This is a genomic window from Calidifontibacillus oryziterrae (assembly GCF_000331575.1).
GTDB lineage: Bacteria > Bacillota > Bacilli > Bacillales > Bacillaceae_J > Calidifontibacillus_A > Calidifontibacillus_A oryziterrae.
Genome location: NZ_KB223527.1, coordinates 587,038 through 599,539, shown reverse-complemented (window position 1 = coordinate 599,539; position 12,502 = coordinate 587,038). Strand labels below are relative to the sequence as shown.

Annotated in this window: 13 protein-coding genes; all 13 read left to right on the top strand. The window is 36.3% G+C overall.

Features of this window, described 5'->3' with window-relative positions; all coding sequences use genetic code 11:
* Window positions 1-50 precede the first annotated feature (50 nt).
* The 13 genes from D612_RS0111555 to D612_RS0111495 all read left to right on the top strand — a co-directional run bounded on the left by D612_RS0111555 (window position 51) and on the right by D612_RS0111495 (window position 12,459).
* Complete coding sequence (locus D612_RS0111555; protein WP_017755637.1) at window positions 51-818, top strand: segregation/condensation protein A; 768 nt, start codon at window positions 51-53, stop codon at window positions 816-818.
* Window positions 808-1,392, top strand: a complete 585-nt coding sequence (scpB, locus tag D612_RS0111550; RefSeq protein WP_017755636.1) for an SMC-Scp complex subunit ScpB — start codon at window positions 808-810, stop codon at window positions 1,390-1,392. The genes D612_RS0111555 and scpB overlap by 11 nt, the downstream gene beginning before the upstream one ends.
* 41 nt (window positions 1,393-1,433) lie before the next feature.
* Window positions 1,434-1,823 (top strand): hypothetical protein, encoded by a 390-nt coding sequence (locus D612_RS0111545; protein WP_017755635.1) that lies wholly within the window; start codon window positions 1,434-1,436, stop codon window positions 1,821-1,823.
* A gap of 385 nt (window positions 1,824-2,208) precedes the next feature.
* Complete coding sequence (locus D612_RS0111540; protein ID WP_017755634.1) at window positions 2,209-3,114, top strand: superoxide dismutase; 906 nt, start codon at window positions 2,209-2,211, stop codon at window positions 3,112-3,114.
* A 135-nt stretch (window positions 3,115-3,249) separates the two neighbouring features.
* A complete protein-coding gene (locus D612_RS0111535; protein WP_017755633.1) occupies window positions 3,250-4,392 on the top strand; it encodes a D-alanyl-D-alanine carboxypeptidase family protein in 1,143 nt (380 codons plus the stop codon).
* Window positions 4,385-4,981: a nucleoside recognition domain-containing protein gene (locus D612_RS0111530; RefSeq protein WP_017755632.1), complete on the top strand. Its 597-nt coding sequence runs from the start codon at window positions 4,385-4,387 to the stop codon at window positions 4,979-4,981. The genes D612_RS0111535 and D612_RS0111530 overlap by 8 nt, the downstream gene beginning before the upstream one ends.
* Window positions 4,981-5,511 carry a spore maturation protein gene (locus tag D612_RS0111525; protein ID WP_017755631.1) on the top strand — a complete coding sequence of 177 codons (531 nt, stop codon included), beginning with the start codon at window positions 4,981-4,983 and terminating at the stop codon, window positions 5,509-5,511. The genes D612_RS0111530 and D612_RS0111525 overlap by 1 nt, the downstream gene beginning before the upstream one ends.
* A gap of 171 nt (window positions 5,512-5,682) precedes the next feature.
* Window positions 5,683-6,417, top strand: coding sequence for a pseudouridine synthase (locus D612_RS0111520; protein WP_017755630.1), 735 nt, complete (start codon window positions 5,683-5,685; stop codon window positions 6,415-6,417).
* Window positions 6,418-6,476: 59 nt separating this feature from the next.
* Window positions 6,477-6,998, top strand: a complete 522-nt coding sequence (gene resA, locus D612_RS0111515) for a thiol-disulfide oxidoreductase ResA (protein WP_017755629.1) — start codon at window positions 6,477-6,479, stop codon at window positions 6,996-6,998.
* Between the two features lie 19 nt (window positions 6,999-7,017).
* A complete protein-coding gene (gene resB / locus D612_RS0111510) occupies window positions 7,018-8,628 on the top strand; it encodes a cytochrome c biogenesis protein ResB (RefSeq protein WP_017755628.1) in 1,611 nt (536 codons plus the stop codon).
* Window position 8,629: 1 nt separating this feature from the next.
* Complete coding sequence (gene ccsA, locus D612_RS0111505; protein ID WP_026092473.1) at window positions 8,630-9,814, top strand: cytochrome c biogenesis protein CcsA; 1,185 nt, start codon at window positions 8,630-8,632, stop codon at window positions 9,812-9,814.
* Window positions 9,815-9,955: 141 nt separating this feature from the next.
* Window positions 9,956-10,675, top strand: a complete 720-nt coding sequence (locus D612_RS0111500) for a response regulator transcription factor (protein WP_017755626.1) — start codon at window positions 9,956-9,958, stop codon at window positions 10,673-10,675.
* On the top strand, window positions 10,675-12,459 hold the full coding sequence (locus tag D612_RS0111495) for an ATP-binding protein (RefSeq protein WP_017755625.1): 1,785 nt from the start codon (window positions 10,675-10,677) through the stop codon (window positions 12,457-12,459). The genes D612_RS0111500 and D612_RS0111495 overlap by 1 nt, the downstream gene beginning before the upstream one ends.
* Window positions 12,460-12,502 lie beyond the last annotated feature (43 nt).

Sequence of the window (12,502 nt, the reverse complement as noted above, 5' to 3'; positions counted from 1 at the left end):
AAAATTTTGATATTATAAAAATAGTTGAATTTATTCTTGGTGGGATGTTAATGGAATACAGTGTTAAGCTAGATGCGTTTGAGGGTCCGTTAGACCTTTTATTACATTTAATAAATCGATATGAAATAGATATATACGATATCCCGATGGCTCAGCTTACAGAGCAATATTTACGGTATATACATACGATGCAAGAGTTGAAGCTCGATGTTGCAAGTGAGTATTTAGTAATGGCTGCTACACTTTTGGCAATTAAAAGTAAAATGCTTCTTCCGAAAAACGAAGAATCCATAGATTTAGACCTCGGAATTGAGGGGGATGAATTTATAGAAGATCCTCGTGAAGAATTAATGAGGCGCTTACTTGAATATCGAAAATTTAAGGAGGCCGCTTCACAATTAAAGGAATATGAACTAGATAGAAGCCAGTTGTATACTAGACCTCCTGGGAATTTAGCTGCATTTATAGATGATAGAAATGAAAAACCAGTGCTAGATGTATCTATTTATGATATGTTAAGTGCTTTTCAGCAATTATTAAAACGAAAAAGGCTAAGGGAGCCAAAGTTTACGAAAGTGCAACGTCAGGAAATTCCAATTCAACAAAGAATGGAAGAAATTTTAAGCGATCTCGAAAAGAATGGCGGAAAAAGAAGCTTTTATTCACTTTTTCCCATTTATGAGCGTGGGCATGTAGTTGTAACGTTTTTAGCAATTTTAGAGTTAATGAAAAATAGGGCTGTACATTGTGAACAGAAGAATAATTTTGAGGATATATACATATACAGCATGAAAGGAAGAGTTGCTTATGGACCTTGAGCAAATGAAGGCCGTAACAGAAGGGCTGCTATTTATAGTTGGTGATGAAGGAATAGATATTAAGCAATTAGCTGATGTTCTTCAAATTAGTGAAATCATGGCAGTTGAGTTAATAGAGGGCTTAAAATGTGACTATGAACAAAAATCTAGAGGAATCGATATTGTTGAGGTTGCAGGAGTTTATCAATTAACAACGAAACGGGAACATGCCGATTATTTTAAACGTCTCGTAGAATCACCAGCCTCTTCAACATTATCACAAGCTGCCCTTGAAACATTAGCAATTATCGCATATAAACAACCGATTACTAGGGCTGAAATTGAGGAAATCCGAGGAGTGAAGACTGAAAGGCCGCTCGCAACATTGATGTCAAAATCATTGATTAAAGAAGTTGGACGAGCAGAAGGAACAGGTAGAGCGTTTCTTTACGGTACAACTAAGGACTTTCTTGAATATTTTGGTTTAAAAGCACTTGAAGAGCTTCCGCCTTTGCCTGAAAAAATTGATGAATCAGAGGTTCAGAAGGAAGCGGATTTATTTTTTGAAAAATTTCAAGAAACATTTAATGACTAAGCTGTGTTACTATAGTAGTTAAAAAGGGATGGGGGAAACGTATGAACATTAAAAAAATTCATGGCTATGAGCTAGAAAAAGCACAAGCAAATACGTCTGAGGATTTTTTTAATCGATCCGAGGTTACATATTTTGAAAATGGAGTGGAAAAGACTTTTCATCTTTTATATTTACGCTATTTTGATGAAATTTTTACAGAGTTTGTACCTTTCGAAAGTGAACCTCTTTTTCATAATGGTGAACAAGCGATTTTCTTTAAGGATATTATTGGACTAATCTGCTTGTTAAGTAAGCCGGAATTAATAAATCAAAAGAGAGTTTATATAAATTCTAAAAAAGAGTTGGCGGAGCTTTGTGAGAGTATTGATTATGAAAAGTTACCAGATATCGTAGCAGCAATAAATAAAAATGGGTATGAAATAAAGGCATAACGGGCGAATGACCCCGCTATGGCTTTTTTTTTGTTTAGGAAATTATAAAATTTGATCCTGTGGATAAATACTATAGCACAGAGAGTAGTCGTCCAGCGCAAGCGCCTAGCGACTAGTAAACTTCGCTCATCTCTTTTGCGATAAGTCAACATCGACTAAGTCCCTCGACGTGTTTTGTTTATCTCAGTCGATGCGCTCTTAGTTTATACGTCGCTAATCAGGGCGCCTATAGCTTTTGTTCTTTTAGTCGGTTAATATAAGATGCTAATGTTTTATATTTCCTTAGCTTTCGAGCAGCTATCGTGTTTTTGTTCTCTTTCACAAATCACAAATTGAACCTTCAAACCATAAAATAAACCGATTAGAAAAGCGGAAGGAGATACAAATGGCTGTTCACAAAGACTATCAACAATATTTGTTAGATGTAAAAAAGTGGTTCATACAAGTTGACGAGGTTTTACGTAATTATAATGTAGACGAGAAAACATATGAAGAGTGGAAAACAAACATGGAACGATGCTTAAAGGATATTGATGCTTACTTAAAAGAAGCAAATGCAGGAGAGGAGATACTTTCTGTAATAGAGGATCAAGTTCGTGACATATATGAAGATGTAACATCAATTCAAAATGTTGAGTTAGAAATAACAAGAGGAAACAGTGTTGCAGTTGGTATTGGGGAGCATAAACTTCCGCCTTTACCTTATCCTTATGATGCACTTGAACCCTATATCTCAGAACAAATCATGAAACTTCACCATGATAAACACCATAAAAGCTATGTAGATGGGTTAAATAAATCTGAAAAAATGATGGAAACCGCAAGGGAAAATAATGATTTTGAATTGCTTAAGCATTGGGAACGAGAAGCTGCTTTTCATGGTTCTGGCCATTATTTACACACCATTTTTTGGAATAATATGAAGCCCAATGGAGGTGGAAGACCTAAAGGACAATTACTTAAACAAATTGAAGAAAATTTTGGTGGCTTTGATCAATTCAAAAGTCATTTCACTGAAGCAGCAAACAAAGTAGAAGGTGTTGGTTGGGCAATATTAGTTTGGTCTCCACGGTCACATCGGCTAGAAATTTTACAATCGGAAAAGCATCAACATTATACGCAATGGGATACAATTCCATTGCTTGTCCTCGATGTGTGGGAGCATGCCTATTACTTGCAATATTTAAATGAGAAAAAACAATATGTGGATCAATGGTGGAATGTCGTGAACTGGAATGATGTTTCCAACCGATTTTTAGAAGCTAAGAAAATAAAATGGAAACCATTTTAAGAAAATTTAAATATCAGTAGCGGAAGGAAGCGCAGTATTACCTGTTTAGGTAAATATTGTGCTTCTTATCATATCCGACCATGTCCTGCATAAACTTGTACAAACAACATGTTAAGGACGTGGAGAACCGTGAAGTTGTTAAAAAAATTACTATTGCTACATATTGGAATAGCATTAATTTTGACTCTTAATCCAATAAAAGGAGCTGCTTTTTCAAATGTCTCTGCACATACGGCAATTTTAATGGATCAAGAATCAGGTCGTGTCCTTTATGAAAAGGGCGCAAACAAGAAAATGAGAATTGCAAGTATAACTAAAATCATGACCGCAATAATAGCCATTGAATCGGGGAAATTAAATGAGTCCGTTAAGGTTAGTAAACGTGCTGTTTACACAGAAGGATCCTCAATTTATTTAAAACAGGGTGAGCAAATAAAATTAGAGGATTTAGTTTATGGGCTAATGCTACGATCCGGTAATGATGCTGCCGTTGCGATTGCTGAACATGTTGGCGGAAGTGTCGAAGGTTTTGTTTTTCTTATGAATCAAAAAGCACAAGAAATCGGAATGAGAAATTCACAATTTGCCAACCCACATGGATTAGATGACCATGAGAACCATTATTCAACTGCATATGATATGGCAATACTTACGCAATATGCGATGAATAATGAAACATATCGTAAAATAGCTGGGACAAAAGTACATTATGCTCCAAATCCAGATGAAAAATGGGATCGTAAATGGACAAATAAAAACAAGCTACTTACGAGGTATGAATTTTCAACAGGTGGGAAAACAGGATTTACCAAAAGGGCTAAACGAACCTTAGTATCAACTGCTTCAAAAGAAAATCACCATTTGATTGCTGTTACTCTAAATGGTCCTGATGATTGGAATGATCATATTGCGATGTTTAAATGGGGATTTGGACAATATGATCTTCTTCGAGTTGTTAACAAAGGTGTTGTAGAATCCATTGATGACGAGTTCTATAAAGGAAAAGTTATAGTACGGCGCGATTTTTTATATCCATTAACGAGTAGTGAAGAAGATGATATTGAGGTAAATATTACATTAATCAAACCGAATTCTTCGTGGCTGGAGGATGGGAAAGTTCCTGCACCTTGCGGAAAATTGATAATTATGTTAAATGGAGAGAACATTGGTGAGTTACCGTTATTTTACGATAGTAAAGGAAATGTAGAAAAACAAAAATGGTTTTCAACGATAAAAGATCTTTTCCTTTCTATGATAGGGGTCAGATCTAATGGTTAATATAATTTGGGTTGTCATGTTTATTATTGGGATTGTGTTTGCGATGATAAACGGAACAATGGGTGCCGTAAATGAGGCTATTTTCAAGGGTGCGAAAGAAGCAGTAACCATCTGTATTGGCTTAATTAGCATTCTAGTATTTTGGTTGGGATTAATGAATATTGCCCAACAGGCTGGCATATTAAGAGGGCTCTCTAGACTTTTTCAACCTTTTGTAACGAGGCTATTTCCGGAGGTACCGAAAGATCATCCGGCAATGGGATATATTCTCTCTAACATGATTTCAAATTTATTTGGACTTGGTAATGCTGCAACACCAATGGGAATTAAAGCAATGGAGCAATTAAAGGTTTTAAATGGAAATAAAGACTATGCTAGTCGTTCAATGATTACGTTTTTAGCAATTAATACTTCAAGTTTAACGCTTATTCCAACAACTGTTATTGCGATTAGAATGAATTATGGTTCAGTAAGTCCAACAGATATTGTCGGACCAACTCTAGTTGCAACTTTTTTCTCCACTACTGCGGCAATTTTAATAGACCGATATTTTTTTTATCGCCGTAATAGAAGAGAGGGGAAAAGATAATGAACGTTATTACATTAATTTCGTTATGGCTTATTCCGGTGATGATTGGATTCATACTAATTTATTCCACAATCAAAAGAGTACCAACATATGAAGCATTTGTAGATGGCGGGAGAGAAGGGATAGAAATTGCCTTTTCAATTATCCCATTTCTCGTTGGAATGTTAGTTGCAATAACAGTTTTCAGGGAATCTGGTGCATTAGAATATTTTATCAATATGATTAGACCGTTATTATTATATATAGGCGTCCCTGCTGATATAGTTCCTTTAGCAATAATCAGGCCGATCTCTGGGACTGCCGCATTAGGAATGACATCTGATTTAATTGCAACGCACGGTCCAGATTCTTTAATTGGCAGACTAGCATCGACGATGCAGGGGAGTACAGATACAACCTTATACATATTAACTGTTTATTTTGGTGCTGTCGGAATCCGAAAAATGGGAGATGCTTTGAAGGTTGGGCTCCTTGCAGACCTTGTTGGTATAATCACAGCAATTGTTGTTATTACAATTGTATTTTCTTAATGAAATTAGGATGCAGTAGGCCTAGATGATGGCCACTCATCCTTTTTTTGTTCATAATTATTAGCTCTGTTAGACTTATAACTAACGTCAACCGAGTTTTTCTAACAATTTTAGAAGTTGTAGCTTGTGAATTGGGAATGATACAAGTAAGATGGATTTTGAGGTGATAGTGTGGAACGCTTACAAAAAGTAATTGCTCATGCCGGTGTAACATCAAGAAGAAAGGCAGAACAGCTTATTTTAGAAGGCAAAATTAAAGTAAACGGCATAGTTGTAAAAGAGCTTGGAACGAAAGTTTCAGGAAACGATAAAATTGAAGTGGATGGTATTCCAATTACTAGAGAAGAGCCTGTCTACTATTTGCTTTATAAGCCTAGGGAAGTAATATCAGCAGTTTCTGATGATAAGGGGCGGAAGGTTGTTACTGATCTTTTCCCAATGGAGGAGCGAAGAATATTTCCAATTGGCCGTTTAGATTACCATACATCTGGACTGCTTTTACTCACCAATGACGGGGAGCTCGCAAATCTTCTTATGCATCCAAAATATAATATTGAGAAGCTTTATGTTGCGAAAGTAAATGGGATCCCTACTAGAGAACAGTTAACAAAATTGGAAAGAGGGGTCAACCTTGAAGATGGTAAAACTGCACCAGCAAAAGTAAAACTCCTATCTGTAGATAGAAAAAAAGGTACTTCAATCGTTCAAATGATTATACATGAAGGGAAAAATCGTCAAGTTCGCAGGATGTTTGAAGCAATCGGTTATAAGGTTCAAAAACTAAAGAGAGAACGATATGGATTTTTAGACTTGAAAGGGTTGAGCCCGGGAGATTATCGAGAGCTTACTCCTCACGAGGTTAAGCAGCTTCGTAATTTGGCTGTCACACAACGTTCACAATATTAACACTATGTTCAAATGGTAATTGCTATAATTAAAAAAACTACATACGGGAGAGGTTATAGGTGAAAAGCAAGCGGCTTATCGTTCGAACAATCATCCTATTGATTTTAGTTGGTGCTTTAGGCTATACGTTATATTCTAGTTTCTTTACAGAAAAAGTACTAGTTGGAAAGGGGGATATGGCCCCGAATTTTGTGATTACTGATTTAGCTGGAAATGAAATAGAATTCGATCAATACCGTGGGAAAGGTGTTTTCTTAAATTTTTGGGCGACTTGGTGTCCACCGTGTGAAGAAGAAATGCCATATATGGAAAACCAATATAAGACTTATAAAGATCAGGGTGTGGAAGTATTAGCTATTAACGTTGCTGAAACAAAGCTATCTGTTGAGAACTTTGTGGAACGTAAAGGTTTAACGTTTCCTATTGTTATTGATGAAACAACAGAAATAATGGAAGCATATGGGGTTGATCCTTTGCCAACGACATTTTTAATAGATAAAGATGGGAAAATTATCGACATCATTAAGGGGTCAATGTCTGATCAGATAATTCAGAGTCATATGGAGAGAATTAAACCATAGGTTGTAGCTGGGGGTAAATATGGATAAGGTTAAATGTGAGTGTGGACATGTAAATCCACATGGAACAGTTTTTTGTGAATCGTGTGGAAAACCATTTGAATTACAGGATGAAATTAAATTAATAGACATGCGTTATGAAGGTAGCGCAAGACGATCACAAACTTATAAAAAAACAATCATAGATATGATTTGGAATTTCTTCTCTTCAGTGAAAGTCGGGGTCTGGCTGATTGTCATTACTTTAGTTGCCTCAGCTTTAGGAACCCTATTTCCTCAGGAGATGTACATACCACCTACAATACCTCCTGAAGTTTTTTACGAACAGGAATACGGTATATTAGGTATGTTTTATTATCAGCTTGGTTTCCACAATTTATATAGTTCCTGGTGGTACATGATTATGGTGGCATCAATAGCGATATCCCTCGTCATTTGTTCCCTAGACCGTGTAGTACCTTTATATAAGGCGTTGAAAAAGCAAGGTGTAAAACGCGATTCGAAATTTTTAAAAAGACAAAGGTTGTATGGGGAAACGAAAGCGCAGGTGGCAACGCAGGAAGAACAAGAGCATTGGCTTGCATCGTTGAGGAAGAAAAACTATCGTGTCCGCCATGAAAATGGTCATATTCTAGCTGAAAAGGGTCGCTTTTCTCGCTGGGGACCATATGTAAATCACGTCGGTCTCATTATTTTTCTAATAGGCTGTATGCTTCGCTTTTTCCCGGGTATGTACATTGATGATGTACTTTGGCTGCGAGATGGTGAAACGAAGCTCATCCCAGGTACGGAAGGAAAATATTATTTAGAAAATAAGGAATTCATCATGGAAGTTTATGATGAGGATGATAATTTCAATGTCGGTATGGGGATGGCCAAAAATTATCAAACAAACGCGATCCTTTATGAAAGAACAGATAAAATTGTCCCCGGTAAAGAACCTGATTTAAAACAGATACAAGAGCAGGAAATTCGAGTCAATCACCCATTAAAATTTGCGGGCTATGCAATTTATCAAACAACATATAAGTTGAATGAGTTATATAAAATGACATTTAGACTTGTTGAAAAAGCAACGGATACGAAAGTATCAAGTATAGAGATTAACTTAGAGAATCCAGAGCAGTTATACGAACTTGGGAATGGCTATAAAATTGAACTAATGGAATATTTTCCGAATTTTTATTTTGATGAAGAAGGAAATCCGTCTACTAGGAACCGATTACCAGATAATCCTGCTTTTATTTTCAAAATGTATTCTCCAAAGGTTCCAGAAGGGGAAGTTAGCTTTGTAGGTATTCAGACGAATGCCGAGCCATTAGGAGAAAATCTTTTCAAAATGGAATTTGAAGATATTAAGATGAGAAATGCGACGGGATTAACAGTTCGTCTTGATCGTACGTTAGGAATAATTATTGCTGGTGGGATTATTTTTATGTTTGGAGTAATACAGGGCAGCTATTGGAATCATCGCCGTATTTGGATTCAAACAACTGAGAATAGGATTTTAGTAGCAGCACATACAAATAAAAACTGGTATGGTTTGAAAAAGGAAATAGCTGCTATTTTCACAGGGACAAGCTTACCAATTCCAGTAGACCAAACGGAAAAGCAGGAGGAAGGGGTTGAATAACTTGGTAGAGCTCAGTGGTAATTTACTTTACGTGGCGTTTATTTTATATTTAGTTGCTACCGTTTTTTTTGCAGCTTCGATAAGAGACAAACATTCAAGTGCAAACACTAGTAGATGGGCAAAATTAGGGATCATCGTGACAGTGATTGGTTTTTTTGCACAAACTGGTTTTTTTGTAATAAGATGGATTATTGGTGGGCATGCCCCTGTTAGTAATATGTTTGAATACACTGCGTTTTTTGGGATGATGCTTGTTCTATCGTATATTATGATTTATTTTATCTATAAAAATTCTATAGTCGGCGCTTTTATTATGCCGGTTGCAGTGTTAATAATTGGTTTTGCAAGTATGTTTTCAAAGGAAATATCACCACTTATTCCTGCATTGCAAAGCCATTGGCTCTACATTCATGTAACAACAGCAGCATTAGGAGAAGCAATATTGGCGGTCAGCTTTGGTGCGGGACTCATATATTTAATCCTTGTCGTAGACCAAACAAAGGCTACTAAACGTACCTTTTGGTTGGAATTTATTTTATATTCGCTCGTAAGTGTTGTTGGCTTTGTAATTGTAACGACAACATTTAAAGCAATGGATTATGAAATGACGTTTAAATGGATAAGCGAATCTGGGAAAGAGTCAGAATTAGTATACAATATGCCAGCGATTGCTGGACCAATTGACGGTGAAAAATTAACTGAGGGCTTCGGTCCTTTGTTTGAAACACCGGCTTGGATGAATGGTGAGAATGCACCAAGAAAATTTAATACTGTTCTCTGGTCGTTAGCTTCCGGTTTGATATTATATTGTTTTGTCCGGCTTATTTTGCGTAAGCGAATTGCTGCCGCTATTCAACCACTATTAAAAGGAGTTAATCCAGATTTAGTTGATGAAATAAGCTACCGCTCGGTTACCATTGGTTTCCCTGTTTTTACATTAGGTGCTCTTATTTTCGCTATGATTTGGGCACAAGTAGCATGGACGAGATTTTGGGGTTGGGACCCTAAGGAAGTTTGGGCTCTTATTACATGGTTGTTTTATGCAGCATTTCTGCATTTACGCCTATCAAAAGGCTGGCACGGGGAGAAATCAGCATGGCTAGCTGTAGTCGGTTTTGCAATTATTATGTTTAATTTAGTAGCTGTTAATTTAGTTATTTCGGGATTACATTCCTATGCAGGATAAAATTTTTATATAAAATAAATATAGTGTTTTTAAACTACCTAACAAAAAATTTATTTTTGTGTCATAATAATGAAAAGGGATTCCATCCCTAAAAGAAATTGATTACATACACTGTCCTTTTTTGAAGGGGGAATTAATTCAATGGAAAATCAAAACTCGAAAATTTTAATTGTTGATGATGAAGAAAGAATTCGCCGCTTATTACGTATGTATCTTGAAAGGGAAGATTATACAATTGAGGAAGCAGAAAATGGTGAGGAAGCCTTAGTGAAAGCTACCTCGTTTGACTATGATTTAATATTATTAGATATTATGATGCCTGGGATGGATGGACTTGAGGTTTGTAAACAATTGCGAGAGAAAAAGGCTACCCCGATTATTATGCTAACCGCAAAAGGTGAAGAAACAAATCGAGTCCAAGGCTTTGAAGTTGGAACGGATGATTATATTGTAAAACCTTTTAGCCCACGTGAAGTTGTACTGCGGGTAAAAGCGTTACTTCGAAGATCATCGCCAACAAAGTTTTTACAAACGGAAACGTCTACAAAAGATGTGATTGTGTATCCGCATTTAACGATAGACAATGACGCTCATCGTGTCACAGCAGACGGGAAAGACGTAAGTTTAACGCCAAAGGAATATGAACTTCTGTACTTCTTGGCAAAGGCACCAGACAAAGTATTTGACCGTGAACAATTATTAAAGGAAGTTTGGCATTATGAATTTTTTGGGGATTTGCGTACAGTTGATACTCATGTAAAACGGTTAAGAGAAAAACTAAACAAAGTATCGTCAAGTGCTGCAAAAATGATCGTTACAGTTTGGGGTGTGGGCTATAAATTTGAGGTAGTGTCCGAGTAATGTTTTGGTTATGGAAAAGTGTTGTTGGTAAACTATGGTTTACAATTCTTTTATTAGTATCATTTGTGTTGTTTATATTAACCGTACTTTTGTTACAATTTTTTGAGACCCTCCATGTGAATGATGCTGGAGAGGAGTTAAATGAAATTGCAACAAGGATTTCTACGGTCTTAGAGGAGTATGAACAACGTGACTTAGCCTTTTCAATTGCATGGGCGATTATTGATCCATCGTCTAAAGGGGTTGTAATTGATGAGGATGGTCAATATTGGTATTCTCCTAATGACGAAAAATTAGCAGATTTACCAATAGATTTTATAAAAAACGATGTTGACTTAGCGATGGTTATGACAGATGGAGAAAAAGCTACAAAAATTGTCTATCCACCAAATATTATTAACAAAAGTAATGAAATGTATAATGAAATATTAATTGTTGGTGTACCAATAAGTCGAATAGGGGAAAAAAAAGGTGCTGTCTTTCTTTATCAATCATTAGATGTAGTAGGTCAAACATCAAAAGAAACAACGAAAATGATTCTTTTAAGTGCTGGAATTGCGATTGTTTTGACAACGATTTTTGCTTTCTTCCTTTCATCAAGGGTTACGGCACCGTTAAGAATTATGAGAGAAGCAGCCTTTGAAATGGCAAAAGGTAAGTTTAACTCAAAGGTTCCAATCTTAACACATGATGAGATTGGTGAATTAGCATTAGCCTTTAATCGTATGGGAAGGCAATTAGAATTTCATATTGAAGCATTAAATCAAGAAAAGGAACAATTGACGAGCATATTAAGCAGTATGGCAGATGGGGTTATTACGTTAAATCGCTATGGTGACATTCTTATTTCGAATCCACCAGCAAAGCGATTCTTACAATCATTCAATTATGAAAATGAGCTTGATAACGAGGATGTGCAAAAGCTGCCTACGAAAATGAAAGGTATCCTTGAGAAGGTAATTCTAACAGAAAAGGAACAACTTGTAGAAATATCCGCACAAGGCAGAAGCTGGGTCATATTAATGACTCCATTATATGATCAAGAGGCAGTGCGTGGAGCAGTTGCTGTATTACGGGATATGACAGAAGAAAGGAAGCTAGATAAGCTTCGTGACGATTTCATTGCCAATGTATCTCACGAATTACGAACACCTTTGTCGATGCTTCAAGGTTATAGTGAAGCAATCGTTGATGATATCGCTAGTACGGATCAAGAAAAAAGAGAAATTGCTCAAATCATCTATGATGAATCTCTACGTATGGGACGCTTAGTTAACGAGCTGCTTGATCTCGCACGAATGGAATCAGGTAATATGAAGTTACATTTAGAAGAAATCCCAATCGCACCATACTTTGAGAGAATTATCCGGAAATTTCAAGGTGTTACAAAAGAACATGGGGTGGAGTTAAAAGCACATGTTAAAGATAAAGATGATGTAATAAAGATTGATGGGGACCGGATTGAACAAGTATTGACGAATCTAATTGACAATGCGATCCGTCATACAGGTGAAGGTGGAGTTGTTTCACTTGTTGTGGATTCTAGGGATGAAGGTATTTTTATCTCTATCGAGGACTCAGGTTCGGGAATTCCGGAAGAGGATTTGCCTTATGTGTTTGAACGTTTTTATAAGGCTGATAAAGCAAGAACAAGAGGCCGTTCTGGCACTGGACTTGGACTTGCAATTGCGAAAAATATCGTTGAAACCCATAATGGTGAAATTTCTGTTCATAGTAGGTTAGGAGAGGGTACTACGTTTTCATTTTTTATACCACGCTCATAAAAATTTGTATATAGATTGAATTGGAAGGAAGGAGACTTAATAT

Excerpts from the sequence above, each read along its gene's own strand:
- D612_RS0111555 (WP_017755637.1), top strand. The coding sequence starts at position 51 with ATGGAATACAGTGTTAAGCTAGATGCGTTTGAGGGTCCGTTAGACCTT.
- scpB (WP_017755636.1), top strand. The coding sequence starts at position 808 with ATGGACCTTGAGCAAATGAAGGCCGTAACAGAAGGGCTGCTATTTATA.
- D612_RS0111545 (WP_017755635.1), top strand. The coding sequence starts at position 1,434 with ATGAACATTAAAAAAATTCATGGCTATGAGCTAGAAAAAGCACAAGCA.
- D612_RS0111540 (WP_017755634.1), top strand. The coding sequence starts at position 2,209 with ATGGCTGTTCACAAAGACTATCAACAATATTTGTTAGATGTAAAAAAG.
- D612_RS0111530 (WP_017755632.1), top strand. The coding sequence starts at position 4,385 with ATGGTTAATATAATTTGGGTTGTCATGTTTATTATTGGGATTGTGTTT.
- D612_RS0111525 (WP_017755631.1), top strand. The coding sequence starts at position 4,981 with ATGAACGTTATTACATTAATTTCGTTATGGCTTATTCCGGTGATGATT.
- resB (WP_017755628.1), top strand. The coding sequence starts at position 7,018 with ATGGATAAGGTTAAATGTGAGTGTGGACATGTAAATCCACATGGAACA.
- D612_RS0111500 (WP_017755626.1), top strand. The coding sequence starts at position 9,956 with ATGGAAAATCAAAACTCGAAAATTTTAATTGTTGATGATGAAGAAAGA.
- D612_RS0111495 (WP_017755625.1), top strand. The coding sequence starts at position 10,675 with ATGTTTTGGTTATGGAAAAGTGTTGTTGGTAAACTATGGTTTACAATT.